The organism is Klenkia sesuvii (genome assembly GCF_037083825.1).
Classification (GTDB): domain Bacteria; phylum Actinomycetota; class Actinomycetes; order Mycobacteriales; family Geodermatophilaceae; genus Klenkia; species Klenkia sesuvii.
In genome coordinates, this window is sequence record NZ_JBAPLU010000030.1 from 1 (window position 1) to 25,652 (window position 25,652).

22 protein-coding genes are annotated in these 25,652 nt (G+C 75.6%); 11 read left to right on the forward strand and 11 right to left on the reverse strand.

What is annotated here, in order from left to right:
- The first annotated feature begins 111 nt into the window (after positions 1-111).
- Genes TEK04_RS19670 through TEK04_RS19680 form a run of 3 tightly spaced genes read left to right on the forward strand, consistent with a single transcriptional unit; the run spans position 112 to position 5,514 of the window.
- Complete coding sequence (locus TEK04_RS19670) at positions 112-537, forward strand: PaaI family thioesterase (protein ID WP_336406062.1); 426 nt, start codon at positions 112-114, stop codon at positions 535-537.
- Between the two features lie 58 nt (positions 538-595).
- Positions 596-2,200: a 4-coumarate--CoA ligase family protein gene (locus tag TEK04_RS19675; RefSeq protein WP_336406063.1), complete on the forward strand. Its 1,605-nt coding sequence runs from the start codon at positions 596-598 to the stop codon at positions 2,198-2,200.
- Positions 2,201-2,232: 32 nt separating this feature from the next.
- Complete coding sequence (locus TEK04_RS19680) at positions 2,233-5,514, forward strand: ATP-binding protein (protein ID WP_336406064.1); 3,282 nt, start codon at positions 2,233-2,235, stop codon at positions 5,512-5,514.
- A gap of 1 nt (position 5,515) precedes the next feature.
- Here the strand turns inward: TEK04_RS19680 and TEK04_RS19685 are convergent, their stop codons facing one another.
- On the reverse strand, positions 5,516-6,214 hold the full coding sequence (locus tag TEK04_RS19685; RefSeq protein WP_336406065.1) for a hemerythrin domain-containing protein: 699 nt from the start codon (positions 6,212-6,214) through the stop codon (positions 5,516-5,518).
- Between the two features lie 51 nt (positions 6,215-6,265).
- The gene (locus TEK04_RS19690) at positions 6,266-7,483 is read right to left on the reverse strand and encodes an FAD-binding domain-containing protein (protein ID WP_336406066.1); all 1,218 of its coding nucleotides are present in this window, start codon (positions 7,481-7,483) and stop codon (positions 6,266-6,268) included.
- A gap of 61 nt (positions 7,484-7,544) precedes the next feature.
- On the opposite strand from TEK04_RS19690, the gene TEK04_RS19695 reads away from it, so the two are divergent.
- Entirely contained in the window at positions 7,545-8,522 is a 978-nt protein-coding gene (locus tag TEK04_RS19695) for an NAD(P)H-quinone oxidoreductase (protein WP_336406067.1), read from the forward strand.
- Between the two features lie 11 nt (positions 8,523-8,533).
- Here the strand turns inward: TEK04_RS19695 and TEK04_RS19700 are convergent, their stop codons facing one another.
- On the reverse strand, positions 8,534-9,751 hold the full coding sequence (locus TEK04_RS19700; RefSeq protein WP_336406068.1) for a cysteine desulfurase-like protein: 1,218 nt from the start codon (positions 9,749-9,751) through the stop codon (positions 8,534-8,536).
- 98 nt (positions 9,752-9,849) lie between these two features.
- On the opposite strand from TEK04_RS19700, the gene TEK04_RS19705 reads away from it, so the two are divergent.
- Positions 9,850-10,371: a bacterial proteasome activator family protein gene (locus TEK04_RS19705; RefSeq protein WP_336406069.1), complete on the forward strand. Its 522-nt coding sequence runs from the start codon at positions 9,850-9,852 to the stop codon at positions 10,369-10,371.
- Between the two features lie 73 nt (positions 10,372-10,444).
- Here the strand turns inward: TEK04_RS19705 and TEK04_RS19710 are convergent, their stop codons facing one another.
- From TEK04_RS19710 to serS, 5 genes are all read right to left on the reverse strand, one after another.
- Positions 10,445-12,055, reverse strand: a complete 1,611-nt coding sequence (locus TEK04_RS19710; protein WP_336406070.1) for a methyl-accepting chemotaxis protein — start codon at positions 12,053-12,055, stop codon at positions 10,445-10,447.
- A gap of 152 nt (positions 12,056-12,207) precedes the next feature.
- Positions 12,208-14,049 (reverse strand): dihydroxy-acid dehydratase, encoded by a 1,842-nt coding sequence (gene ilvD, locus TEK04_RS19715; protein WP_336406071.1) that lies wholly within the window; start codon positions 14,047-14,049, stop codon positions 12,208-12,210.
- A gap of 10 nt (positions 14,050-14,059) precedes the next feature.
- Positions 14,060-14,866 carry an HAD hydrolase family protein gene (locus tag TEK04_RS19720; protein ID WP_336406072.1) on the reverse strand — a complete coding sequence of 269 codons (807 nt, stop codon included), beginning with the start codon at positions 14,864-14,866 and terminating at the stop codon, positions 14,060-14,062.
- Positions 14,863-15,816, reverse strand: a complete 954-nt coding sequence (locus TEK04_RS19725; protein WP_336406073.1) for an HAD family hydrolase — start codon at positions 15,814-15,816, stop codon at positions 14,863-14,865. The genes TEK04_RS19720 and TEK04_RS19725 overlap by 4 nt, the downstream gene beginning before the upstream one ends.
- Complete coding sequence (gene serS, locus TEK04_RS19730) at positions 15,813-17,099, reverse strand: serine--tRNA ligase (RefSeq protein ID WP_336406074.1); 1,287 nt, start codon at positions 17,097-17,099, stop codon at positions 15,813-15,815. The genes TEK04_RS19725 and serS overlap by 4 nt, the downstream gene beginning before the upstream one ends.
- Positions 17,100-17,179: 80 nt before the next feature.
- Between serS and TEK04_RS19735 the strand changes: the two genes are divergently transcribed.
- Complete coding sequence (locus tag TEK04_RS19735) at positions 17,180-17,629, forward strand: ATP-binding protein (protein ID WP_336406075.1); 450 nt, start codon at positions 17,180-17,182, stop codon at positions 17,627-17,629.
- A gap of 116 nt (positions 17,630-17,745) precedes the next feature.
- Here the strand turns inward: TEK04_RS19735 and TEK04_RS19740 are convergent, their stop codons facing one another.
- The gene (locus TEK04_RS19740; RefSeq protein WP_336406076.1) at positions 17,746-18,447 is read right to left on the reverse strand and encodes a hypothetical protein; all 702 of its coding nucleotides are present in this window, start codon (positions 18,445-18,447) and stop codon (positions 17,746-17,748) included.
- Positions 18,448-18,543: 96 nt separating this feature from the next.
- Positions 18,544-19,314: a precorrin-6A synthase (deacetylating) gene (cobF, locus tag TEK04_RS19745; RefSeq protein WP_336406077.1), complete on the reverse strand. Its 771-nt coding sequence runs from the start codon at positions 19,312-19,314 to the stop codon at positions 18,544-18,546.
- 42 nt (positions 19,315-19,356) lie between these two features.
- Between cobF and TEK04_RS19750 the strand changes: the two genes are divergently transcribed.
- The 4 genes from TEK04_RS19750 to TEK04_RS19765 all read left to right on the forward strand — a co-directional run bounded on the left by TEK04_RS19750 (position 19,357) and on the right by TEK04_RS19765 (position 22,731).
- On the forward strand, positions 19,357-20,790 hold the full coding sequence (locus tag TEK04_RS19750) for a GuaB1 family IMP dehydrogenase-related protein (protein ID WP_336406078.1): 1,434 nt from the start codon (positions 19,357-19,359) through the stop codon (positions 20,788-20,790).
- Complete coding sequence (locus TEK04_RS19755; RefSeq protein ID WP_336406079.1) at positions 20,787-21,134, forward strand: metallopeptidase family protein; 348 nt, start codon at positions 20,787-20,789, stop codon at positions 21,132-21,134. Before TEK04_RS19750 ends, TEK04_RS19755 begins: the two co-directional genes overlap by 4 nt.
- Before the next feature lie 82 nt (positions 21,135-21,216).
- Positions 21,217-21,540 (forward strand): GroES family chaperonin, encoded by a 324-nt coding sequence (locus TEK04_RS19760; RefSeq protein WP_336406080.1) that lies wholly within the window; start codon positions 21,217-21,219, stop codon positions 21,538-21,540.
- Positions 21,541-21,549: 9 nt separating this feature from the next.
- Positions 21,550-22,731 carry a VanZ family protein gene (locus tag TEK04_RS19765; RefSeq protein ID WP_336406081.1) on the forward strand — a complete coding sequence of 394 codons (1,182 nt, stop codon included), beginning with the start codon at positions 21,550-21,552 and terminating at the stop codon, positions 22,729-22,731.
- A 23-nt stretch (positions 22,732-22,754) separates the two neighbouring features.
- Here TEK04_RS19765 and pheA read toward each other — a convergent pair whose 3' ends face one another.
- A complete protein-coding gene (pheA, locus tag TEK04_RS19770) occupies positions 22,755-23,726 on the reverse strand; it encodes a prephenate dehydratase (RefSeq protein WP_336406082.1) in 972 nt (323 codons plus the stop codon).
- A gap of 107 nt (positions 23,727-23,833) precedes the next feature.
- Between pheA and TEK04_RS19775 the strand changes: the two genes are divergently transcribed.
- Complete coding sequence (locus tag TEK04_RS19775) at positions 23,834-25,600, forward strand: diguanylate cyclase (RefSeq protein ID WP_336406083.1); 1,767 nt, start codon at positions 23,834-23,836, stop codon at positions 25,598-25,600.
- Positions 25,601-25,652 lie beyond the last annotated feature (52 nt).

Below are 25,652 nucleotides of genomic sequence, written 5' to 3' on the forward strand. Positions count from 1 at the left end.
CCCGGCCCACCGCCCGGCCCACCACCGGGCATGGGAGCCCGTGCACCCGGTCACGGGCACCATCACCGGGTGCATGGGCTCCCATGCCCGGCGCACCGCTACGTTGCGGGCATGGCCGCCACCGGGTTCCACACCGCCGACGAGCTGAACGACCTGCTGCCGGGGACGCTGCCCGGGCTGGTGGGCGTCGTCGTCGACACGCACGAGACCGGCCGGCTGACCAGCCACCTCGACGTGCGGCCCGAGGTGCTGGCGCCCAACGGCTACCTGCACGCCGCGACGGTCGTCGCGCTGGCCGACACCTCGTGCGGGCTGGCCACCCGCGCGCTCCTGCCCGAGGGGTCGACCGGGTTCACCACGATCGAGCTGAAGAGCAACTTCCTCGGGACCGCGCGCGAGGGCCGCATCGACTGCGTGGCGACCAACGTGCACGCCGGCCGCACCACCCAGCTCTGGGACGCCGTGGTCACGAACGCGACGACCGGTGCGACCACCGCCCTGTTCCGGTGCACCCAGCAGGTGCTCTGGCCCCGGTGACCGCCGTTCCCGGGCGGGTGTGAGACTGGCATCACGCCCAGCCCCAGGAGGAACCACCGTGGTGCTCGCCAGCCGCTTCCCCGACGTCGAGATCCCCGACGTCCCCGTGCCCTCGTACGTGCTGGCCCGGTCGACCGAGCTCGGTGACGCACCGGCACTGGTCGACGGGCTCTCGGGCGAGACGATCAGCCACGCGCAGCTGGTCGGGTACGTCGACCGGTTCGCCGCCGCGCTGCACGCCCGCGGGCTGGGCAAGGGCGACGTCGTCGCGGTCTTCTCGCCCAACACCATCTGGTTCCCGGTGGTCTTCCACGGCATCGCCGCGGCCGGCTGCGTGATGAGCCCGGTGAACTCGCTGTACACGCCCGAGGAGATCGCGTTCCAGCTGAAGGACGCCGGGGCCAAGCTGCTGGTCACCGTGTCGCCGTTCCTGGACCGCGCCCGCCCGGCGATGGAGTCCGCCGGCGTCACCGACCTGGTGGTCCTCGACGGCGCCGAGGGCGTGGACAGCCTGCGCGACCTGCTCACCACCCAGGCGCCGTCGGTCTCCCCCGACATCGACCCGGCCACCGACCTGGTCACGCTGCCCTACTCCAGCGGCACCACCGGCCTGCCCAAGGGCGTCATGCTGACCCACCGCAACCTGGTGGCCAACGTCGCGCAGACCTGTCCGCTCATCGACCTGGCCCCCGGGGGCGAGCGGATCATCGCCGTCCTGCCGTTCTTCCACATCTACGGCCTGACCGTGCTGATGAACCAGGGACTGCAGTGGGGCGGCGCGGTGATCACGCTGCCGCGCTTCGACCTCGAGCAGTTCCTCCGGGCCATCCAGGACCACCGGGTCACCCGGGCCTTCGTCGCCCCGCCGATCCTGCTGGCGCTGGCCAAGCACCCGATGGTGGAGCAGTTCGACCTGTCCAGCCTGCGGTCGATCACCTCGGGCGCTGCGCCGCTGGACGAGTCGCTGGCGGTGGCCGTGGAGCAGCGGCTGCGCGGCCTGGCCGGCAGCGGTGAGGACGGCGTCACCGTCGCGCAGGGGTACGGCATGACCGAGCTGTCCCCGGTCAGCCACACCACGCCCGACCGCGGCCTGCAGCCCGAGGGCGCCGGGGACACCCCGAAGGGCACCGTCGGGTTCGCCATCCCGGGCACCGAGTGCCGGCTGGTCGACCCCGCCACCGGCGAGGACGCCGCCGCGGGCGAGCGCGGCGAGCTGTGGGTGCGGGGGCCCCAGGTGATGGCCGGCTACCTGAACAACGAGCAGGCCACCCGCGACACCCTCGACGCCGAGGGCTGGCTGCACACCGGCGACGTGGCGGTGGTCGACGAGCAGGGCCGCTACACCGTGGTGGACCGGGTCAAGGAACTGATCAAGTACAAGGGCTACCAGGTGGCCCCGGCCGAGCTGGAGGCCGTGCTGATCGCGCACCCGGGCATCGCCGACGCCGCCGTCGTCGGGGTCAAGGACGCCGAGTCCGGCGAGGAGCTGCCCAAGGCGTTCCTGGTGCGGGCGCCGGGGTCGGAGATCTCCGAGGACGAGGTGATGGCCTACATGGCCGAGAAGGTGGCCCCGCACAAGAAGATCCGGATCGTCGAGTTCATCGAGCAGGTGCCCAAGAGCGCGGCCGGCAAGATCCTCCGCAAGGAGCTCCGCGGCCGCTGACGGAGGGACCAGGACCCCCTACGCTGCCGGGCGTGGGGCTGGAGTTCCGGGTGCTGGGCGCGGTGCAGGCGCTGCGCGACGGGTCCCCGGTGGACCTCGGCGGCCCCCGCCAACGGTCGGTGGTGGCCCGGCTGCTCGTCGCGGGCGGGCACGTGGTCCCCGCCGACGTGCTGGTCGCCGACCTCTGGCACGCCGAGACCCCGCCGCGGGCCCTGGCCGCGCTGCAGGCGCACATCAGCCACCTGCGGCGAGCGCTGGAGCCCGACCGCCCGCCGCGGACGCCCGCGCAGCTGCTGGTCACGGTCCCGCCCGGCTACGCGCTGCGCCCGGACCCCGGCACCGTCGACGTGCTGCGCTCGGTGCGCGCGGTCGAGGACGGCGACCGGCTGGGGGCCACCGACCCCGACGCCGCGCGGGAGCGGTGGACCGCCGCGCTGCAGGAGTGGCGCGGACCGGCCTACGCCGAGTTCGCCGGGGAGCCCTGGGCCGTGCCCGAGGTCGCCCGCCTGGAGGAGCTGCGGCTGAGCACCGTGGAGCGCTGCGCCGCCACCGCGCTCGCCGCGCCGTCGGGTCGCGACCCGCTGCCCCAGCTGCGCGCGCACGTGGCCGAGCACCCGTTGCGCGAGGAGGGCTGGAGGTTGCTGGCGCTGGCCCTCTACCGTTCCGGCCGGCAGGGCGAAGCACTGGAGGCGCTGCGCACCGCCCGGCGGCGGCTGGCCGACGAGCTCGGCGTGGACCCCGGGCCCGCGCTGCGCGCGCTGGAGGACGGCGTCCTCGCCCAGGCCCCCCACCTCACCCCCGCACCGGCGTCCCCGGCCCGCCCGCCCGCGGCGCGTCACCCCGCCGTCGAACCGGTCCCCGCCACGGGCCCGGAGCTGGTCGGCCGCGAGGCCGAGCTGGGCGCGGTGCGGGCGGCCGCCGACGGCGACGGCGTCCGGGTGCTCCTCGTCCCGGGCGGCCCGGGCAGCGGCAAGTCGGCCCTGGCCGGCCGGGTCGCCGCCGACCTCGCCGCCGAGGGGTGGCGGGTGCTGCCGGTCCGCTGCCCGGAGTCCGACGGTGCGCCCAGCGGCTGGCCGTGGTCGCAGGCGCTGCGCCGGCTGGCCGTCCAGCAACCGCCCGGCGACCCCCGCCCCCTCGCCCCGCTGCTCGAGGACTTCCCCTCCGACCCGGCCGGCGACCCGACGGGGAACAGGTTCCGGATGCACCGGGCGGTCGTGGACTGGCTGGCCGGCGTGGCGTCGGGCGCCCCGCTGCTGGTGGTGGTCGACGACCTGCACCGCGCCGACGAGGAGACCGCCGCGCTGCTCCTGGCCCTGGTGCGCGGGCTGCCCCGGCTGCTGGTGGTGGCCACGACCCGGGAGGAGCCGACCCCCGTGCTGTCGGCCACCCGGGCCGACCTCGGCCGGCTGGGCGCGCAGGAGCTGCCCCTGGGCCCGCTCGCACCCGCCGCGGTGGCCGACCTCGTCGCCCGCACCAGCGCCGTCCCGCTGGACCCGGAGGTGGTCGCGGCCGTCGTCGACCGGGCCGAGGGCAACCCCTTCCACGTCCGCGAGCTCGTCCGGCTGGCCGGCACCGGGGCCGACGTCGGCCGGGTGCCCGGCACCGTGCGCGACGTCGTCCGGCACCGCTGCGCGGTGCTCCCCGCGCCGGCGACGTCCCTGCTCCGGCTGGCCGCAGTGTGCGGGCGGGACGTGGACGCCGACGTGCTCCTCGCCGCGGCCGGCGAGGGGGACGGCGACGAGGTGCTGGACGCCCTGGACACCGTGCTGGTCAGCGGGCTGCTGGTCGAGCCCGGGCCCGGCCGGCTGCGGTTCGGCCACGTGCTCGTGCGCGACACCCTCTACGACGACCTGTCCTCGGTGCGTCGCCGGCGCCTGCACGGCCGGGTGGCCGACACCCTGGCCCGGATGCGGCCGGGCGACGTCACCGCGCTGGCCCACCACCAGCTGGCCGCGGGCGACCCGCACACCGCGGCCGGCGCCCGCTCGGCGGCCGCGGCGGCCGAGCTCGCCGAGCGGCACTTCGCCCACCGCGACGCCGCCGCGTGGTGGGGGCGGGCGCACGAGGCCACCGCCGGCGACCCGGCGGCCCGGATCCGGCTGGCCGCCCGCCGCACGCGCGCCCTCGCCCTGGCCGGTGACGTGCCGGCCGCGGTCGCGCTGCGGGCGGCGACGCTGCCGGCGGCGCTGGGCCGGGACGACGCGGAGCTGGTCGCCGAGGTCGTGCTGTCCGTCGACGTCCCCACGCTCTGGTCCTCGCGCACCGCCCTCCCCGACCCGGCGCTCGTCGGCGCCGTCGAGCAGGTGCTCCCCCGGCTGGCCGACCGGCCCGACCTGCGGTCCCGTCTGCTCGGCGTGCTCGCCCTGGAGCTCGAGGGCGAGCCGGGCGCACCCGGGGAGCAGGGGTACGCCGCGAGCCTGGACGCCGTCGCGCTGGCGCGGGGGTGCCACGACCCGGTCGTGCTGGCGCATGCGCTGAACGCCCGCTACCTGCAGACCTACCGGTACGGCGGGCTGGCCGAGCGGCACGCGCTGGGCACCGAGCTGCTGGACCTGGCGCAGCGCCACGGCCTGGGTCTGTTCGAGGCCGGCGCCCGGCTGGTGCTGGTCCAGGCCTGCTGCGGGTCCTCGGACCTGGACGCCGCCGACCGGCACGTCGCCGAGGCCTCCCGGCTGGCCGAGGCGTACGGCCTCCCCCTGCTGGCCGGGGTGGCCGCCTGGTACGGGGGGCTGCGGCTGGCGGTCGCCGGCCGCCGGCCCGAGGCGGAGACGGTGTGGACCGCGGCCGTGGAGGCGGTGGGGTCCACCGGCTTCCACGCCGACCAGGCCCGGGCGCTGTGGTGGTTGTGCCTGCTGTGCCTGCGGGTCTCCGAGGGCGACACCGCCGACCTCGTCGAGCAGACCCGTGCGGTGGCCGACGTCTCGCACCAGGACCTCGACGCGGCTGTGGCCCTGGCGTTGGCGCTCGACGGGGACCACGCCGGGGCACGGGCGCTGGCCACCGGCCTGCAGCCGGTCCGGCCCGACTACTTCACCCCGGTCTTCCTCGGCATCCGGGGCTGGCTGGGGCTGGCCGTGGGCGACCGGGACCTGGTGGAGCAGGCCTACACCGGGCTGCTGCCGCACGAGGGCACGGTCTGCGCGGCCTGGACGGCGTCCATCGCGCTCGGCCCGACGGCGACCCTGCTGGCCCGGCTGGCCGCGCACCGGGGGGACCGGGCGGCGGCGCGGGCGCACCAGCGGGTCGCCGTCGAGGTGGCCCGGGCGACGGGCAACCCGCGGTGGGTCGCCGCCGCCCGGGACGCGCTGGGCTGACTCACCCGCGGACGAGGTCGCGGCGCCGGGTCCACCCCCGCCGGGTCAGCGCCAGCATCAGCTTCAGCGGTGCCGGGGCCATCGACACCAGCTTCGCGGCCTCCTCGGGCGTGGCCACCGACAGCACCCAGTGCACGACGAACACCGCGTGCGCGGGCTTGCTGCCCTTGCGGAAGCTCTCCTCGCAGCGGGCGAAGTCCGCCGCGGACACCCAACGGCGGATGACCGGGAAGACCTCGGCCTCCTCGTCGGCGATGTGCTCGTCCAGCTCGTCGGCCATCGTCGTCATCTCGCGGACCAGCGCCACCGCCCCGCGGGGGACGTCGGTGGCGAACAGCGCGACCGCCTGCTCGGCGCGGTGCAGGACGGCGTGCAGGGCGACGTGGTCCTCCGACAGCGGGTCCAGGTCGACGTGCGGCCCGGCCGAGGCCGCGATGACCGGCCACAGGACGTCGTCCTCCCGGCTGTGGTGCACGGTGACCTCCTCCAGCACGTTGCGGGTGAAGGTGACGACCGCGTCGCGGCGGCGCCGGTCGCAGGGCGCCCCGGCGGCGATCGAGGCGGCGACCTCGGCGACCATCCGGGTGCCCTGGCGGAGGGTGCGGTGGATCAGGCCGAAGGCGAACAGGTCGGCCTCGGGCTCACCCTCGCGGCGCGGGGTGACGGGGAACGGGAGGGCGGGGGTGCTGGTCTGCGTCATGGGCAGACCGTGCCGCCGACCACTTGCGGTCCACTTGCGACCGGCTGCACCTCAGCGGCGGGGCAGCCCCTTCCGCCAGGCGCTGAAGCTGCTCACCGGACCGGCACCGGGGCGGCGCAGCCACGGCCACGGGTGCAGCTCCACCGGCCGCACCGCGTCCGCGCGCCGGGCGAACCCGGGCACCGGCGCGTGGGTGACCGCCACGTCGCGGCCGGCCAGCACCTCCGCCGGGTCACCCAGGTGCAGCTCCACCGCACGGTCGAGCGCCAGCTCGGCGAGGGTCTCGGCGAGGAACACCAGCCGCTTGGAGGCCAGCCGCAGCCGGGCCAGCAGCGGTTCGTCGAACACGAACACCACCGGCAGGTCGGGGTGCGCGGCCAGCGCGGGGTCCGCCGTGCCGAGCGACTCCGCGGTCAACCAGACCGCCGCGGGCTCCCCGGTGCTCTCGACCGCGGCCGGCCCGGCGGTGGTGCCGGGGGACGGGTCCGCGGCCAGCAGGGGCTCGCGCGCGAGCCAGCGGGTGGGCTGGTCGTCGGGCCAGGCGTCGACCGGGCAGTCGGCGGCCAGCGGGCACTGCTCGCACAGCCCCGGCGCCCGCTTGCGCACCTGCCAGCGGGAGAAGCCGTAGGCCTTGCCGGTGCCGGCGCCGACCGTCCACTGCCAGCCCACCCGGTTGGCCGCCCGCGAGCCGTCGACCAGCCGGGCGAACAGCTCGTCCTCGCCCGCCGCCCAGTCGTGCCCCGCGCGCACGGTCCACTGGGAGGCCACCCACATGCGGGTCTGGTTGACCAGCCAGCCGTCGCGGTCCAGCTCGTCGAGGACGGTGTCCAGGCACAGCATGTCCCGCGGCCAGGGCTCCTGCCAGCGCGCGTGCGCCCGTGCCGGCTCGGCCCGCAGCGCCGACCGGGTGCGGGTACCCAGCCGGGCGTAGAGGTGCCGGCTGTACTCCTGCCACATCAGCTCGTCGCGGTACGTGGTGCGGTCCCTGGTGGGGGCGTCGGCGACGGCGTCCCACACCTCGCGCAGCTGCAGCAGGCCGTGCCGGAGGTAGGGGCTCATCGCGCTGGCCCCTCGGCGCGACGGGGGCAGCACCTGGTTGCGCCGCCCGGCGTACCCGGTGACGTCGAGGGTCGCGAGCGCGGCGTCGGCGGCGGCCTGGCCGCCGCGGAACCGCTCGGAGGGCCGGACGGCGTCGTCCCGGTGCAGGTGGCCGAGGTGCTGCCCCACCCAACCGGGGACGTCGGGGACGGCGGGCACGGGCAGCTGCACCGCCCCACCCTGCGGGTTGCCGGCCGCGCGCGCCCGCCGACCGGCCCCTACGGTCGGGGGCATGCGCGCGATCACCCAGGAGTCCCCCGGCGGCCCCGAGACCCTGGTCTGGGGCGAGGTGCCCGACCCGGTCGCCGGCGACGGCGAGGTGGTGCTCGACGTGGTCGCGAGCGCGGTGAACCGGGCCGACCTGCTGCAGCGCGAGGGCCGGTACCCCGTGCCACCGGGGGCCAGCGAGGTGCTGGGGCTGGAGTGCAGCGGCATCGTCAGCGAGGTGGGCCCCGGCGTCGAGGGGTGGCAGGTGGGCGACGAGGTCTGCGCCCTGCTGGCCGGCGGTGGGTACGCCGAGAAGGTCGCCGTCCCCGCGGCGCAGGTGCTCCCCCGCCCGGCCGGGGTGGAGCTGGCGGCCGCCGCGGCGCTGCCGGAGGTGGCCTGCACGGTGTGGTCCAACGTGTTCATGCAGGCCGGCCTGCGGTCCGGGGAGCTGCTGCTGGTGCACGGCGGCGGCAGCGGCATCGGCACCATGGCCATCCAGCTCGCGGTGCGGGCCGGGGCCCGGGTGGCCACCACGGCCGGCAGCGCCGAGAAGCTGGCCTTCTGCCGTGAGCTGGGTGCCGACATCACGATCAACTACCGGGACGAGGACTTCGTCGAGGTCGTGCGGGCGGCCGGCGGGGCCGACGTGGTGCTGGACAACATGGGCGCGGCCTACCTGCCCCGCAACGTCGCCGCACTGGCGCCCGACGGCCGGATCACGGTCATCGGCATGCAGGGCGGGGTGAAGGGCGAGCTCGACATCGGTGCGCTGCTGGCCAAGCGCGGCAGCGTCTACGCCGCCGGGCTGCGCGGCCGGCCGGTCGAGGGCCCGCACGGCAAGGCTGCGGTGGTCGCCGCCGTCCGGGCGCACGTGTGGCCCGACGTCGAGGCCGGCCGGGTGCGGCCGGTGGTGCACACCCGGCTGCCGATGGCCCGGGCCGCCGACGGCCACCGCATCCTCGAGGAGAGCTCGCACACCGGCAAGGTGCTCCTGGTGACCTGAGGGAGGGGCCCCTAGGCGAGGGCGGCGACCGCGTCCACGACGTGGTCGACCTCCTCCATCGTGTTGTAGTGCAGGACGCCCAGCCGGACGGCGCCGCCCTGCTCGTTCACGCCCAGGGCGTCGAAGAGCTCGCGCGACTGGTAGTCGCCGTCCCAGGCGCAGATGCCCCGCCGGGAGAGCTCCCGCGCGACGGCGCGGGGGGTCATGCGCGACACGGTGAACGACAGCGTCGGGGTGCGGTACTGCGGTGAGCCGAGGACCTGCACGTGCCGCATCGAGCGCAGCGCGCCGTCGAGCCGGTCGAACAGCTCCCCCTCGTAGCGCACGACCTCGGCCATCGAGGTGGCCAGCCGCTCGCGGCGGGTGCCGGCCGCGGCCGGGGACAGCGCCGCCAGGTGGTCCACCGCGGCCGCGACCCCCGCGTACAGCTCGAAGGCCGCCGTGGACGTCTCGAACCGCTCGGGCACCCGGTCGGAGACCGGCACCAGGCGGTCGGGGTCGAGGGAGCCCAGCAGCTCGGGGTCGGCCACCACCGCGCCGACGTGCGGGCCGCACCACTTGTAGGCCGACAGGCCGAGGAAGTCGGCCCCGCTGGCGGTGAGGTCGACCAGGCCGTGCGGGACGGCGTGCGCGCCGTCGACGAACACCAGCGCCCCGACCGCATGCGCGCGGTCGGCGATGGCCCGCACGTCGGGGCGGGTGCCGATGGCGTTGCTGGCCATGGTGACCGCGACCAGGCGGGTGCGGTCGGTGAGCAACTCGTCGTACTGCCACTCGGGCAGCTCGCCGGACTCGATGTCCACCTCGGCCCACTTGACCAGCAGGCCACTCTCCTCGGCCAGCCGCACCCAGGGCCGGGTGTTGGCGTCGTGGTCGAGCCGGCTGACGACGAGCTCGTCGCCGGGCCGCCACGCCTTGGCCAGCGTGCGGGCGAACCCGTAGGTCAGCGAGGTCAGGCTGGGCCCCAGGACGACGCCGCCGGGTCGCCCGCCCACCAGGTCGGCCACGGCGGTGCGTGCACCGGAGACCAGCTGCTCGGCCCGGGCCGAGGACGGGAAGACCCCGCCGCGGTTGGCGATGGGCACGCGCATGGCCTGGGAGACGGCGCTCAGCACGCTCTCGGGCACCAGCGAGCCGGCCGGCCCGTCGGTGTGCACCAGGCCGTCGGAGAGACCGGGGAACAGCCCGCGCACGCGCGCGACGTCCAGCCGTGCGGCCCCCGGTCCCATGGGGGCACCCTAACCGTGCCGCCGTCACCGTGAGGGGCCGATCCGTCACGGACGGCCCGCCCGGGCCGGGGTGCTCGACCGAGGGCAGGATGGGGGGCATGACTGCACCCGAGCCGCAGGGCCAGCACCGCCAGGTCGTCGTCGTGGGCCCCGACGGCCAGCCGATGGGTGCGGTGCCCATGCCGGCCGCCGAGGCGGGCGAGGGCGTCGCCGACCTCGTCGAGCAGCCCGCCAAGGTGATGCGGATCGGCACGATGATCAAGCAGCTGCTCGAGGAGGTGCGGGCCGCCCCCCTCGACGAGGCCAGCCGCAACCGGCTCCGCGACATCCACGCCGCCTCCATCCGCGAGCTGGAGGAGGGCCTGTCGGCCGAGCTGCGCGAGGAGCTCGAGCGCATCACCCTGCCCTTCACGGCCGAGGAGACCCCCAGCGACGCCGAGCTGCGCATCGCCCAGGCCCAGCTGGTCGGCTGGCTGGAGGGCGTGTTCCACGGCATCCAGACGGCGCTGTTCGCCCAGCAGATGGCCGCCCGCGCGCAGCTGGACGAGATGCGGCGCAAGGCGCTGCCCGGTGGCGGCCAGCCCGCCGCGCCGCAGCCGGGCGGGGGCCAGTACCTCTAGGCGGTTCGGTGGCGCTCGTCGTGGGCGACGTCCTGCGGGCTCGCCGCCGTCGGAGGGCGAGCCCGCGGAGCGGCTAGATCCGGAAGCGGGCGACGGCCACCTCCAGGTCGCGGCCCATGGTGGCCAGTTCGGCACTGGCTGCACGGGTCCCGGCCACGCGCTCACCGGCGGCGCGGGCGCCCTCGGCCAGGCCGGAGATGGCGCCGGAGATCTCCTCGGTGCCGGCGGCGGCCGCGGCGACGTTGCGGTTCATCTCCGTGGTGGTGGCGGTCTGCTCCTCCACGGCGGCGGCGATGGTGGCCTGGTAGTCGTTGATCTCGCCGATCACCGACGAGATCCGGCCGATGGCCTCGACCGCGCCAGCGGTGTCGCCCTGGATGGTCTCCACCCGGCGGGCGATGTCCTCGGTGGCCCGCGCGGTCTCCTGCGCCAGCTCCTTGACCTCGCTGGCCACGACCGCGAAGCCCTTGCCCGCCTCCCCGGCCCGCGCCGCCTCGATCGTGGCGTTGAGCGCCAGCAGGTTGGTCTGCTCGGCGATGGCGGTGATCAGCTTGACCACCGAGGCGATCTCCTGCGAGGACTCCCCGAGGGTGTGCACGGTGCGGGTGGTCTCCGCGGCGACGTCGACGGCCTGGGCAGCGACCTGCGAGGCCTGCTGGGCGTTGTGCGCGATCTCCCCGATGGCCGAGCGCATCTGCTCCGAGCCGGCGGACACGGTGGCCACGTTGCCCGACACCTCGCCGGCCGAGGCCACCACGACCTCGGTGCGGCGGGCGGCCTGGGCGGCGTCCTGGGCGACGACCTCGGCGCCGGCCGACAGCTCCGCCGACGCAGCCGACAGCCGGGTGGCCGACCCGGTGACGACCGCGAACACCTCGGCCAGGCCGTCCAGCGTCCGGTCCAGCGAGCGGGCGACGTCGCCGAGCTCGTCGCGCCCGGCCGCGCCGACCCGCACCCGCAGGTCGCCGTCGGCCACCTGGCCGAGGACCTGCTGGATGCGACCCACGGGGCGGGTGACGCTGCGGGCGACCAGCAGGGCGAGGGCGACCGCGGCCAGGACGGCCACGCCGGCGATGGCCAGGGTGGTGGTGCGGGCCGACTCGTAGTCGGCCCGGGCGCTCTCGGTGATGGCGGCCGCGGCCGCGCTGGCCGCCCCGGTGGCGTCGACGAGCGCCTGGGCCATGGTCGTCTGCTCCTGCTGCAAGTCGGCCAGCAGGGTCGGGACCTGCGACTCGTCCCCGGCCATCCGCTGGTCGACGAGGGTGGCGAGCGTTGCGTCGAAGGCCTGCTCGGCGGTGGCGAAATCCGCCACCGCCGAGCGGGCGGCACCCGTCAGGGGTAGCGCGGACAGGGCGTCGAGCTGCTGGCCCAGCTGCGCGTGGAGGTCCTGCGCGTTCTGCCGGAACCGCGCCGTGTCCTCCGGCGGCAGGCCCTGGATGTTGGACCGGGCGTCCTCGGCCGACTGCTGCCACCAGGTCGCCTGCAGGGTGCGCAGCGCGTCGAGGGGGATCAGCCCCTCGGCGGAGACCCGCTCGGCCTGCGCGCTGAGCCCGGCCATGCGGACGACGGCGAACCCGGCGATCCCGACCGACGCAGACGCCACCACCAGGATGGCCACCAGCAGGCGGGCGCGCAGGCCCCACGAGGACGGGGCGAGTCGGGACGTGGTGGCGCCGTTGGCCATGGAAGATCCTCCGAGCTGCAGGCCGGGTCCATCCCGGTCCGCACGCACCTTCGGCAGCCGCGTCGCCGCACTTGAGCCCCACCGGGAATCAGCGCGGTGACCACCACCCAGGCGTCGACATGTCGGCGCCGGGGCTGCTCAGGAGGCCTGGCTCAGGGGAGGCGCCGGACCGCTCCGGTGTCCGCGCCCGAGGTCAGTGCGGCGTAGGCGCGCAGCGCCCGGGACACCGGACGGTCGCGCTCGGCGGGCTGCCAGGGGCGCTCGGAGGCCTCCATCTTGGCCCGGCGGTCGGCCAGCTCGGCGTCGTCGACGGCGACCTCGAGCAGCCGGCGGTGGACGTCGATGGTGATGACGTCGCCGTCGCGCACGAGCCCGATCGCCCCGCCGGCCGCTGCCTCGGGGGCCATGTGGCCCACCGAGATGCCGCTGGAGCCGCCGGAGAACCGGCCGTCGGTGATGAGCGCGCACTTCTTGCCCATGCCGGTGCCCTTGAGGAAGGCGGTCGGGTGCAGCATCTCCTGCATCCCGGGGCCGCCGGCCGGCCCCTCGTACCGCACGACCAGCACCTCACCGGCCTGGATGGTCTTGGAGAGGATCACCTCGACCGCGGCCTCCTGGCTCTCGACGACCCGCGCCGGGCCGGTGAACACCCACAGCTCCTCGGGGATGCCGGCGGTCTTGATCACCGAGCCCTGCGGGGCCAGGTTGCCGGTGAGCACCGCCAGGCCGCCGTCGACGGTGAAGGCGTGCTCGACGTCGTGGATGCAGCCCTCGGCGGCGTCGGTGTCCAGCGAGCTCCACCGGTTGGCGGTGGAGAACGCCTGCGTGGTGCGCACCCCGCCGGGGGCGGCGTGGAACAGCTCGATCGCCCCCTCCGCCGGCGACCCGCCGCGGATGTCCCACCGGTCGAGCCACTCGGCCAGCGAACCTGCGTGGACGGCGTGGACGTCCTCGTGCAGCATCCCGCCGCGGCGCAGCTCGCCGAGGATGGCCGGGATGCCCCCGGCGCGGTGCACGTCCTCCATGTGGAAGTCGGAGTTCGGCGAGACCTTGGCCAGGCACGGCACGCGGCGGGAGATGGCGTCGATGTCGGCGAGGGTGAAGTCGACCTCGCCCTCGGCCGCCGCGGCGAGCACGTGCAGCACGGTGTTGGTCGACCCGCCCATGGCGACGTCGAGGGCCATGGCGTTCTCGAACGCGGCCTTGGTGGCGATGCCCCGCGGCAGCGCGCTCGCGTCGTCCTCGGAGTACCAGCGCTTCGCCAGGTCCATCACCGTGGTCCCGGCCTGCACGAACAGCTGCCGGCGGGCCTCGTGGGTGGCCAGCGTCGACCCGTTGCCCGGCAGCGACAGGCCGAGGGCCTCGGTGAGGCAGTTCATCGAGTTGGCGGTGAACATGCCCGAGCACGAGCCGCAGGTCGGGCACGCCGACCGCTCGACCTCGCTGAGCCCGGCCGCGTCGACGGCCTCCGACGCCGACGCCGAGATCGCGGTGATGAGGTCGGTCGGGGCCTGCGCGACGCCGTTCACCACGACCGCCTTGCCGGCCTCCATGGGCCCGCCCGAGACGAACACGGTCGGGATGTTCAGCCGCATGGCCGCATTCAGCATGCCCGGGGTGATCTTGTCGCAGTTGGAGATGCAGACCAGGGCGTCGGCGGCGTGGCCGTTGACCATGTACTCGACCGCGTCGGAGATGACCTCGCGGCTGGGCAGCGAGTACAGCATCCCGCCGTGGCCCATGGCGATGCCGTCGTCGACGGCGATGGTGTGGAACTCCTTGGGCACCCCGCCGGCCGCCCGCACGGCGTCGGCGACGATCTCGCCGAGGTCCTTGAGGTGCACGTGCCCGGGCACGAACTGCGTGTAGGAGTTCGCGATCGCGACGATCGGCTTGCCGAAGTCGTCCTCGCCGGTGCCGGTGGCCCGCCAGAGCGCCCGGGCGCCGGCGGCGTTGCGGCCCTGGGTGGTGACGTCGGAACGCAGGTGGGGCATCGCAGTTCTCCTATCGCAGCCCGGCCAGGAACCTGGCCACGCCGTCCTCGTCGTTGGTGTCGGTGACGTCGGTGGCCGCGGCCAGGACGTCGGGGTGGGCGTTGGCCATGGCGACCGCCCGCCCGCCGGCCTCGCGCAGCCAGTGGAAGGCCGCGAGGTCGTTGGGCATGTCGCCGAAGAAGACGACGTCCTCGGGCCCGATGCCGCGCGCGGCGCAGACCTCGGCCAACCCGGTGGCCTTGCTGACCCCCGGTGCCGAGATCTCGGCCATCGCGTCGGAGGAGGAGTTGGTGACGGTGGCCCGGTCGCCGACGACCTCCGCCACCAGGGCGAGGAACTCCTCGCGCGGCAGCTCCTCGTGCCGGGCCAGCAGCTTGGCCGCGGGGGAGGCGACCATCTCCTCCAGCGTCGCCTGCGCGACACCGGGGGCGTCGACGTCCCACCGCGGCTGGTACACCGGCTCGTGCCGGAACTCCAGGCCGTACTCCACGGCGAACCAGGTGCCCGGCTGGGCCGCCCGGAGCCCCGTGGTGACCTCCTGCAGGACGGCGGGGGACACCGCGTGCTCGGCGAGCACCTCGAACCGCTCGAGGTCCAGCTGCACCGCGCCGTTGCAGCACACCGCCGTCCCGGTGGTGATGACCTCGCGGATGGCCACCATCCAGCGCGGCGGCCGGCCCGTGGCCAGCACGAACGGGACGCCGTCGGCACCCCACAGCCGCAGCTGCTCGAGGGTGGCCGGGGCGACGGTCTCGTCGCTGCGCAGCAGCGTGCCGTCCATGTCGCTCGCGATGAGCCTCGGTCGCCAGTCGCTCATGCCTGCAGGGCCTCCAGGTAGCGGGCCACGCCGTCGACGTCGTGGCCGCTCGTGCGGTCGGTCGCCGCCGCCAGGACGGCAGGGTGGGCGTTGGCGACGGCGACCGACCGGCCGCCGGCCTCGCCCACCGCGGTGATCATGGGCAGGTCGTTGGGCATGTCGCCGAAGACCAGGACGTCGGACATCGGCACGCCGAACCGCTCCAGGGCCACCGCCAGGCCGCTGGCCTTGGTGATGCCCGGGGGCAGCACCTCGATGAAGCCCAGGCCGGCGTGGGTGACCTCGGCCGTCGACGGGTCGATGACCGAGCGCGCCAGGGCCAGCAGCTCGTCCTGGCCGAGGGTCTCCGAGCGGAGGAACACCTTGAGCACGGGGCCGGCGGGGAGCACGTCGTGGCGCGGCAGCAGGTCGGCCGGCTCGGGGTAGGGCCAGTCGAAGCCGTGCTGCACCCGCAGCGGCGACAGCGCCTCACTCTGGGTGGCGGCGTCCTCGACGGCCAGCACCAGCTCGCCGGTCACCGCCTCGATCGCGTCGATCACCGCCTGCGCCTCGTCGCGGGGCAGCCCGACGGTGCGCAGCACCTCGTCCTCGGCGGGGGTGTCCCCGAACGCGACCACGAAGCCGCCCTGGGCCAGGACGCCGATGCCGCGCCCGCCCAGCGCCGTCCGCACGCTGTCCAGCAGCCGCGGACCGCGGCCGGTGACGCCGACGACCGGCACCCCGGCCGCCCAGCTGGCGTCGATCGCGGCGCGGGTGCGGTCGCTGACCGTGCCGTGCCGGGTGAGCAGGGTGCCGTCGAGGTCGGTGGCGACCAACCGCGGGCGCCAGGGCCCCAGGTCGCCCAGCTCGACGACCTCGTCGCTGCCCGCTCCCCCGCTGTGCTGCGGCAGCGTGTTCGCCGCCCGCGCAGGGCTATGCCGACTCGTCGCCCGCTCCGGGGGCGACGTCACGAGGTCGGCACGAGGGACATGCCCGGCGCAATTTGCTCCAGGCCGCCCAGCCACGGGCGCAGCGCCACCGGCACGTGCACCGAGCCGTCGGCGCGCTGGTGGAACTCCAGCAGGCAGGCGATGGTGCGGGCGATCGCGCAGGCGGTGCCGTTCAGGGTCGCCACGGTCTGCGGCTTGCCGTCGGCGTCGCGGGAGCGGATGCCCAGCCGGCGGGCCTGGAACGTGGTGCAGTCCGAGGTCGAGGTGAGCTCGCGGTAGGTGCCCTGGGTGGGGAACCACGCCTCGAGGTCGTACTTGCGCGAGGCGCTGGTGCCCAGGTCGCCGGCGGCGATGTCGACCACCCGGTAGGGCAGTTCGAGGGCCTGCAGGAACTCCTCCTCGAACTGCAGCAGCCGCAGGTGCTCGGCGGCGGCGTCCTCGGGGGCGCAGAAGCTGAACAGCTCGACCTTGTCGAACCAGTGCACGCGGATGATGCCCTTGGTGTCCTTGCCGTAGGAGCCGGCCTCGCGGCGGAAGCAGGCGCTCCAGCCGGCGTACCGCTTCGGCCCGGCCGAGAGGTCCAGCACCTCGTCGCCGTGCATGGCCGCGATCGGCACCTCCGACGTCCCCACCAGGTACAGGTCGTCGCGCTCGACGCGGTAGACCTCCTCGTCGTGCTCGGTGAGGAAGCCGGTGGCGGCCATGGCCTCGGGCCGCACCAGCGCGGGGGCGACCACCGGGGTGAACCCGGCGGCGACCGCGCGGGTGATGGCCAGCTGGGCGAGGGCGAACTCCAGCAGCGCGCCCGGGCCGGTGAGGAAGTAGAACCGCGAACCCGAGACCTTGGCGCCGCGCTCCATGTCGATGGCGCCGAGGGCGGTGCCGATCTCGAGGTGGTCGCGCACCGGGAAGTCGTAGGTGGGCACCTCGCCCACGTGCCGCAGGGTGACCGAGTCGTCCTCGCCGCCGGGGGGCACCTCGGGGGCCACGACGTTCGCGATCGACATGTGCGCGGCGCGCAGCGCCTCGTCGGCGACGCGCGCGGCCTCCTCGGCGGCCTTGACCTCGCCGGCCAGGGCCTTCGCCCGCTCCAGGACGGCGGGCCGCTCCTCGGGGGTGGCCTTCTTCACCGACTGGGAGGCAGCCTTCTGCTCGGCCCGCAGGTCGTCGGCGCGGTGGACGGCGGCGCGGCGCCCGGTGTCGGCGGCCAGCAGCCGGTCGACCGCGGACTCGTCGTCGCCGCGGGCCCGCTGGCTGGCGCGGACGAGGTCGGGGTTCTCACGCAGGAGCCGCAGGTCGATCACGTGTCGATGGTAGGCGGGCGGAAGTTTCTGTCCGGTCGGGCGCGGGAAACCCCACCGGCAGCCGAGGCGAGGAGGACCCCGTGCCGCCCGACAGCCCCGACGTGCTCGACCCCGGCACGGCCTGGCAGGAGAGACACCCCCCCGAGGCCAGCCCGCTCTGGCACTGGGCACCGACAGGTCTCACCGACCTGCCGGGCATCCGCCGCGACCTGCGCCACCGGCTGGCCGAGCACCGCTCCGACGACGGACGCGGGGTGGCCGACCCGGACATGTTCGTGCTGGCGGTCGACGAGCTGATGTCCAACGCCCTCCGGCACGGGCGCGCCCCGGTCGAGGTCGACATCGGTCGGGCCGGCGACGCCTGGTTGCTGACCGTGTGCGACCGGGCCGTCGAGGCACCACCGCGGCCGGAGATCGACCGCGACCCCGTCCACGGCGGGATGGGGCTGGGACTGGTGGCCCACGCCGGCGTCCGGGAGGGCTGGTACGCCAGCGACGCCGGCAAGCACGTGTGGGTGCTCCTCCCCTGAGACCCAGCGTTGCCCCCACCGCGCAGGGCGATGGGGGCAACGCGACGTGCTGGAACGGCCCGGCTGCAGGGGCCCGCTACGCGCGGAGCGCGTGGTGGGGGCAGCCGGGTCCTTCCTCAGGCGGTGGGGATCGTCAGCGTGGCGATGCCGACCAGGAAGTTGTCCGGCACGGCGCCGGGGGCACCGAGGGTGGTGTTGAGGAACTCGGCGGCGGCCGGGCTGACCTCGACCTGGGTACCGGTGAGGATGGCGTTGCCCGAGCTGTCGACCTCGATGGGCTCCAGCGTGGTGCCGTTCAGGTTGAACAGCGGGAACGAGGCCGCGGCGAGCTCGCCGTTCACCGAGACGTCGGCGAACAGCAGGGCGGGCTTGCTCGGGACGACGACGAAGTTCTCCAGCTGGATGACGTTCTCACCGGCCGTGAGCGAGATGCCCGACCCCTGGTGGAAGATCGCGCCCTGGACGAACGGGCGGTAGCCCGAGTCCTTCGGGTAGACGGTGGCGGTGCCACCGGTGATCGGGAAGTCCAGGGTCGTGCCGTCGAGCGTGGCGGTGCCGATCGTGCCGGGGGTGATGCCCAGGCTGGTCAGCGCGTCCAGGAAGCCCGAGTCCAGGGCCACGGCGGTGTCCCCGCCGGAGATGGCGTCGATGGTGGCCACCGGCTCGGGGTTGGTCACCGTCGAGGAGGTCTCGGTGGCGGCGGCGGAGGTGCTGGCGGTGTCGCTGGTGCTCGAGTCGGAGCTGCAGGCAGCCAGGCCCAGGCTGGCGGTGAGGGCCAGGGCGGCGACGGCGGTGCGCTTTCCGGTCGTGACGTTCACGGTTGCTCCTCGCTGTGGGGTCCCTGTCGGGGTGTCACGAGGAGTTCGGGCCCAGGTCAAGATCTGGATGTCACAGTCCGGTAACGGTCCATCCGGTCACGGACGACGCAACAGGTAGGTGTCCATGACCCAGCCCTTGCGCTCCCGCGCCGCGGCCCGCACCTCGGCGATCTCGTCGACGACGTCGGCGAGCTTCCCCGAGACCAGCAGCTCGTCGGGGGTGCCGAGGTAGGCGCCCCAGTAGATGTCGAGGTCCAGGTCGGCGTAGCGCCGGCAGACCAGCTCGCTGTCGAGCATCACGACGACGTCGTCGACGCCCCGCGGGAACCCCTGCGCCAGCCGCCGGCCGGTGGTCAGGTGCACCGCGCCGCCCACGCGGTTGAGCAGGATGCGGTGCCGGGCGGTGAGCGCCTGCACGCTGGTGATGCCCGGCACGACGTCCCACTCGATCTCGAGCTCGCCGGCCGCGGCGATCTCCTCGAGCACCCGGATGGTGCCGTCGTACAGCGACGGGTCGCCCCACACCAGGAAGCCGCCGGTGCCGCCGTCGGGGACCTCGTCGAGGATCGCCTGCTGCAGCAGCACGGCCCGGTCGGTGCGCCAGTCGTCGACCGCGCGGGTGTAGCGGTCGGCCGCAGCCACCGAGGCGGGGTCGCGGTCGCGCTCGGGGTCGGCCAGCTCGACGAACCGGTACTCGCCCTCGACGAAGCGCGCGCAGACGTCGCGGCGGGCCGCGGTGAGGTCGGCGGTGGCCGGGCCCTTGTCCAGCACCAGGAAGACGTCGACCTCGTTGAGCGCCCGGACGGCGCCGACGGTGACGAAGTCGGGGTCCCCCGCCCCGATGCCGATGACCAGCAGACGTCGCATGGCGGGCAGCCTTCCAGACCCGGGATGCGGGACCATGGCCCCATGAGGTTCCTGGACGGCCAGCGCCCGAGCACCGACCTGACGTACTCCGACGTCTTCATGGTCCCCAACGACTCGACCATCGGGTCGCGGTTGGAGGTCGACCTCACCACCCCCGACCGGGTGGGGACGACGATCCCCCTCGTCGTGGCCAACATGACCGCCATCTCCGGCCGCCGCATGGCCGAGACCATCGCCCGGCGCGGCGGGCTGGCCGTCATCCCGCAGGACATCCCGGTCGACGTCGTCGGCGAGGTGGTGAGGTGGCTCAAGACCCGGCACACCGTCTACGACACCGCCATCACGCTGGCCCCCACCGCCACGGTGGCCGAGGCGTTGCAGCTGCTCACCAAGCGCGCGCACGGCGTGCTGGTCGTGGTCGACCGCGGCCGCCCGGTCGGCGTGGTGACCGACGGCGCCTGCCAGGGCGTCGACCGGTTCACCCAGCTGTCGGAGGTCATGGCCCCCGACCCGCTCACCATCCCCACCGGCACCGACCTGCCGAAGGTCTTCGACGTGCTGTCCGAGGCCCGCATCAACGCCGCCCCCGTGGTCGACGGCGACCAGCTGGTCGGCGTCATCACCCGCAAGGGCGCGCTGCGCTCGGCGCTGTACACCCCGGCGGTCAACGCGGCCGGGCAGCTGCTCACCTCGGCCGCCGTCGGCATCAACGGTGACGTGGCGGGCAAGACCGAGGCGCTGCTGGCCCACGGCGTCGACGTGCTGGTGGTCGACACCGCGCACGGGCACCAGGCCAAGGCCGTCGAGGCGGTGCGCGCGGCCCGCTCGGTGACCGGCGACGTGCCGATCGTGGCCGGCAACGTGGTCACCGCGGCCGGCACCCGCGACCTGCTGGAGGCCGGCGCCGACGTCGCGAAGGTCGGCGTGGGCCCGGGCGCCATGTGCACCACCCGGATGATGACCGGCGTCGGCCGCCCGCAGTTCTCCGCCGTCGCGGAGTGCGCGGCCGCTGCGCGGGAGGGCGGGAAGCACGTCTGGGCCGACGGCGGGGTGCGCCACCCCCGCGACATCGCGCTCGCGCTGGCCGCCGGCGCGGCGAACGTGATGGTCGGCTCCTGGTTCGCCGGCACCTACGAGAGCGCCGGCGACGTGCACGAGGACGGTTCGGGCCGGCTGTACAAGGAGAGCTTCGGCATGGCCTCGGCCCGGGCGGTCAAGGCCCGGACGGCGACCCAGAGCGGCTTCGAGCGGGCCCGCGCCGGGTTGTTCGAGGAGGGCATCAGCTCCTCGCGCATGTACCTGGACCCGGCCCGCCCCGGGGTGGAGGACCTCGTCGACCAGATCGTGGCCGGCGTCCGGTCCTCGTGCACCTACGCCGGGGCCCGCACCGTCGACGAGCTGCACGAGCGCGCCGTGGTGGGGGTGCAGTCCTCGGCCGGCTACGAGGAGGGCCGGCCCCTCCCGACGAGCTGGTGAGGCCCCTCCCCCTCGAGGAGTTCGAGGACCTGGTCGCCGACGCGCTCGACCAGGTCCCGCCCGAGCTGATGGCGCTGGCCGACAACGTCGTCGTGCTGGTCGAGGACCGCAACCCCGACGAGCCCTCGCTGCTGGGGCTCTACGAGGGCTACGCGCTCACCGAGCGCTCCTGGGACCTCTCGGGCCAGCTGCCCGACCGGATCATGGTCTACCGCGCGGCCATCTGCGACGTCTGCGACAGCGCCGCGGAGGTGGCGCACGAGGTGACCGTCACCGTGGTGCACGAGATCGCCCACCACTTCGGCATCGGCGAGGAACGCCTGCACGAGCTCGGCTGGGGGTGAAGGACCTCGGCGCCCCCCGCCACGCGCTCCGCACGCGGCGGGCCCCTGCACCGAGGCCGTTCCAGCACGTCACCATGGAGGGATGCCTGAGGACGTGCGGTTGCCGATCAAGATGCTGCACGACCGGGTGCTGGTCTCCCTCCGCAAGGACGACGGCGACCGCCGCAGCACCGGCGGGATCCTCATCCCGGCCACCGCGCAGATCGCCAAGCGCCTGGTGTGGGGCGAGGCCCGCGGCGTCGGGGCGCACGTGCGCCAGATCAAGGTCGGCGACCAGGTGCTGTTCTCCCCCGACGACCAGCACGAGGTCGAGGTGCACGGCGAGGAGCTGCTGATCCTGCGCGAGCGCGACGTGCACGCCGTCGCCGCGCAGCGCATCGAGGAGGCCGGCGGCCTCTACCTGTAGGCCCTCCCCATGGCTCTGTGGCGCGCGTCGGCCCTGGTCGCCGTCTTCCTGTTCGCCGTGCTGGTCGCGGTCTCCTTCCTGCCGTGGCTGGCCGGCCAGTACCGCCGCCACGGCCGGTTGCGCGGCTGGCCGGCCGCGGTGTCCGCGGCGGTCGGCCTGTACGCCTGCGGGTTGCTCGGCTTCACGCTGTTCCCGCTCCCCGAGGGCACCCCGGGTGCCTGCTCCCGGCTCGCGACCTGGCAGCTGGTGCCGCTGGACTCGGTGCGCGCGGCGTGGGCAGCCGGGCGCGGGGACGGCCTGCTGGCCCTGCTCACCACCCCGTCGGTGCTGCAGGTGCTGCTCAACGTGGCCCTCTTCGTGCCGCTGGGTCTGCTGGCCCGCTGGCGGTTCGGCCTGGGCGCGGTGCGCACCGTGCTGCTCGGGCTCGCGGTGTCCGCAGCCGTCGAGGTCGTGCAGGGGACGGCGGTGTTCGGCGCCTACGCCTGCCCCTACCGGGTGGCCGACGTCGACGACGTGCTGACCAACGTGCTGGGGACGGCGGTCGGCGCGGCGCTGGCCGGCCCGGCCGGGCGGCTGCTGCCCCACCCCTCCCCCGCCCCGGCGCCGGACCTGGCCCCGCCGGGCCTGCCGCGCCGGGCGTGGGCGGTCGTCGTCGACGCGCTCACCGCGCTGGCCGCCACCGGCGTGGTCACCGTCTCGGTGGCGCTGGGCACCGCGGCGCTGGGGGGCGGGGTGGGCGCCCTGGACGCGGTGGGGTTCGAGCGGGTCCGCTCGGTGGTGGGCTACGCCGTCCCGGCCCTGCTGCTGGTGGTGCTGCCGCTGCTGGTCCGTTCCCGGGCCACGCCCGGCCAGGCGGCGCTGGGCCTGGCGGTGTCCCGGCCCGACGGCGGCACGACCGCACCCCGGTGGCGGGTGCTGGTGCGGGCACTGGTGCGGTGGGCGCCCCCGGCGGTGCTGGCCGACCTGGGCGGGGTGCTGCCGGCCGCGGCGTGGTTGGTCCTCCCGGCGGCGTTCGTCCTGCTCGGGCAGGACCGGCGCAGCCTCGCCGGCCGGCTCAGCGGGACCGCCACCACCACCCGCGCCCGGCTGGTCGCCGGCACCGACCCCTCGCCCCCCGCAGCGGACTCCCCCGGGGATGCGGTCCTCGGGGGTGCCGCAGACCCCCGGCGGGAGCAGGATGGGGAGCCGTGACCGTGCCGTCGGGAGCTCCGGGATCAGCCCCCCGCGCCCTCGCGCAGCCGCGTCAGCCAGTCCTCCGCCGTCCCGAACGCGGCGTCGGCGAACCGCTCGGTCACCTCGGCGGCGGCCCGGCCGTCCGACCGCGGGTAGGAGCCGTGGAAGCGGACGTCGTCGCACAGCCGGTGCAGCGCCACCAGCGCGTCCCCGACCCGGCGGTCGGCGACGTGGCCCTCGCAGTCGACGGAGAAGGAGTAGACGCCCAGCCCCTCGCGGGTGGGTCGGGACTCCAGCCGGGTCAGGCTGATCCCGCGCGAGGCGAACTCGGTCAGCAGGTCCAGCAGCGCACCGGTGCGGTCGGCCACGAAGCAGGTCAGCGTGGTCTTGTCCGCCCCGGTCGGTGCGGGCAACCGGCCCGGGCGCTCCACCTGGACGAACCGGGTGACCGCACCGGGCGCGTCGGCCAGCCCGGTCGCCGCGAGGTCCAGGCCGTACCGCTCGGCGGCCAATTCCGGGCACACGGCGGCGTCGGGGGCGCCCGCGACGACCGCACCGGCGGGGTCGGGCGCGCCGCCGGCGACCAGCCGGGCGGCGTCGGCGGTGGACGCCGCGGGCACCACCTCGGCGTCGGGCAGGTGCGCCGCCAGCCATCCCCGCACCTGCGCGAGGGCGTGCGGGTGGCTGGCCACCCGGCGCACCGCGGCCAGCGGCGTGCCCGGTCGCACGCCCAGCACGAAGTCCACCTCGAGGAACACCTCGCGGGTCACGACCAGCGGCTCGCCCCCGGCCAGGCCGTCGATCGTCGGGGACACCGAGCCCTCGACCGAGTTCTCCATCGGCACGAGGGCGGCGTCGACCTCGCCGGACCGCACCATCGCCAGGGCCGCGGGGACGCTGGGGGCGGGCACGGCGCCCCCCTCGGACGGGGTGCCGAGACTGTGGAGGGCAGCTTCGGTGAAGGTACCCTCGGGCCCCAGGAAGGCGAACCTCGTCACGGGCTGAACCGGCATCCGGCGAGGGTAGTGCGGCCGGGGCGTGCAGCGTGCACGACCCGGGGGGAGCTGCCTCGCCACCGTCCGGACGGCTGCCGCCGTCGGCCAGGTGAGTGGAGGACTGCGTGAGTGCCGGGAGCCCCGCCCTCCTCGACGAGGACGCACTCACCCGTGCCCGCTGGGAGCTGCTCGAGGCCAGCGCCCGCGAGGACCAGCGGGCCTTCACCGCCGCCCTCGACGCCGTCGAGGGCACCCTCGCGGCGAGCCCGGCACCGCGCTGGGCGGCCTGGTCGCACGCCTTCACGGCCCGCCGCCTGCTGTTCGAGCACGACGTCACCGCCGCCGGCCACCAGGTCACCGCCGCCCGCGCCGCCGCCGACGACTGCCCGGCCGACGCCGAACGCGCCCTGGCGCTGGCCTACCTGGCGCACCTGGAGGTCATCGCCGACCGGTTCGAGGCCGCCCTGCACCTCGCGGTGGACGCCAGCCTGCTCACCGACCAGGTGCCGGCCGACGCGCCCAGCCGGGCCCTCCACCAGGCCCACCTCTGGCTCTCGCTGGCCCTCACCCGGCTCGACCTGGAGGAGCTGGCCGTCGCGCAGGCCCTGCGCGGGCACCGGGTGGCCGCCGAGCTCGACGACCCGGCCGCCCGCTGGCAGCTGCTGCGGCTGTGCGCCCAGCAGCACGCCGAGCTGGCGCAGACCGTCCACCGGCGCGGCGACGAGGTGCGCGCCGCCCGGTTGGCCGCGGTCGCGCTGCGCTGCTCGTTCAGCGCCGGGGACATGGCCGCCGAGGGCGGGTTCGAGCCCCCCGACGACGAGGCCGACCTGCTGGCCGTCGTCCACGGGTGGGCGCTGACCCTCTCCGGGGACCTCGAGGACACCGTGCCGGCGCTGCGCCGGGTGCGCGACCGCATCGCCGCGGAGGGCAGCCCCTGGCTGCGCGGGTACGCCGACCTCGCGCTGTCCCGGCTGCTCTCGCGCGTCGCCGGGCCGCCCGACGCCCTGGGCGCCGAGGCCGAGGAGGCCGCCGACCTCTTGTACGAGGCGGCCAGCGCGTTCGCCGGGGCCGGGGACCGGCGGCGGTACCGGCAGTGCCTGCTGGAGCTGGGGCGCACGACGGCGGCGCTGGGCCGGGCCGCCGAGGCCCTGCAGTGGCTGGAGGCCTACCGCACCGAGACCGTGCGGGTGCACCACCGCAGCCGCGAGCTGTGGGCCGAGATGTTCGTGCGGCGCAGCCGGCTGCGGGAAGCCGAACGGCAGACCGCGCTCATGCGCCGGCACGCCCTGGAGGACCCGCTCACCGGGCTGGGCAACCGCCGCAGCGCCGAGCGCCGGCTGGCCGAGCTCGACCCGGCCACCGGCCCGGTGGCCCTGGCCGTGGTGGACATCGACCGGTTCAAGTCGATCAACGATGCGCACTCCCACCTGCACGGCGACGCCGTGCTGCGCCGGCTGGCCGAGCTGCTGCGGCTGCACTGCCGCACCGGCGACGAGGTCTACCGCTGGGCCGGCGACGAGTTCCTGGTGGTGCTGCCGGGTGCGCAGGAGGGGCAGGCCGTCGTCGCCATGGAGCGGGTGCGGGCCGCGGTCGGCGACTGCGACTGGGCGGCCCTGGGCCTGCGCGGCGACGTGACCGTGAGCATCGGCATCGCGACCTCGCACCCCGGGGCGCCGCGGTCGTGGCGCCAGCTGTTCGACGACGCCGACCTCAACCTGTTCGCCGCCAAGCGGGCCGGGCGCGACACCGTGTCCACCGACGGCGACGGGTCGCCCGTGCCGCTGCCGGCCCCGCACACGTCGGTCGACGAGCTGGTCGACGAGCTGCTGGGCGCCCGCGCCCCCCGGCCGCCGGGCTGGGCCTTCGCCCCCGACGAGGAGGACGCGCCGTGAGTCCGGCGGTGCCGGCGGGGCGCAGGGTGCGCGTGGGACGCCCGTGACCCGG

Excerpts from the sequence above, each read along its gene's own strand:
- TEK04_RS19670 (WP_336406062.1), top strand. The coding sequence starts at position 112 with ATGGCCGCCACCGGGTTCCACACCGCCGACGAGCTGAACGACCTGCTG.
- TEK04_RS19685 (WP_336406065.1), bottom strand. The coding sequence starts at position 6,214 with ATGACGCAGACCAGCACCCCCGCCCTCCCGTTCCCCGTCACCCCGCGC.
- TEK04_RS19695 (WP_336406067.1), top strand. The coding sequence starts at position 7,545 with ATGCGCGCGATCACCCAGGAGTCCCCCGGCGGCCCCGAGACCCTGGTC.
- TEK04_RS19700 (WP_336406068.1), bottom strand. The coding sequence starts at position 9,751 with ATGGGACCGGGGGCCGCACGGCTGGACGTCGCGCGCGTGCGCGGGCTG.
- TEK04_RS19705 (WP_336406069.1), top strand. The coding sequence starts at position 9,850 with ATGACTGCACCCGAGCCGCAGGGCCAGCACCGCCAGGTCGTCGTCGTG.
- TEK04_RS19710 (WP_336406070.1), bottom strand. The coding sequence starts at position 12,055 with ATGGCCAACGGCGCCACCACGTCCCGACTCGCCCCGTCCTCGTGGGGC.
- ilvD (WP_336406071.1), bottom strand. The coding sequence starts at position 14,049 with ATGCCCCACCTGCGTTCCGACGTCACCACCCAGGGCCGCAACGCCGCC.
- TEK04_RS19720 (WP_336406072.1), bottom strand. The coding sequence starts at position 14,866 with ATGAGCGACTGGCGACCGAGGCTCATCGCGAGCGACATGGACGGCACG.
- cobF (WP_336406077.1), bottom strand. The coding sequence starts at position 19,314 with ATGCGACGTCTGCTGGTCATCGGCATCGGGGCGGGGGACCCCGACTTC.
- TEK04_RS19750 (WP_336406078.1), top strand. The coding sequence starts at position 19,357 with ATGAGGTTCCTGGACGGCCAGCGCCCGAGCACCGACCTGACGTACTCC.
- TEK04_RS19760 (WP_336406080.1), top strand. The coding sequence starts at position 21,217 with ATGCCTGAGGACGTGCGGTTGCCGATCAAGATGCTGCACGACCGGGTG.
- TEK04_RS19765 (WP_336406081.1), top strand. The coding sequence starts at position 21,550 with ATGGCTCTGTGGCGCGCGTCGGCCCTGGTCGCCGTCTTCCTGTTCGCC.
- pheA (WP_336406082.1), bottom strand. The coding sequence starts at position 23,726 with ATGCCGGTTCAGCCCGTGACGAGGTTCGCCTTCCTGGGGCCCGAGGGT.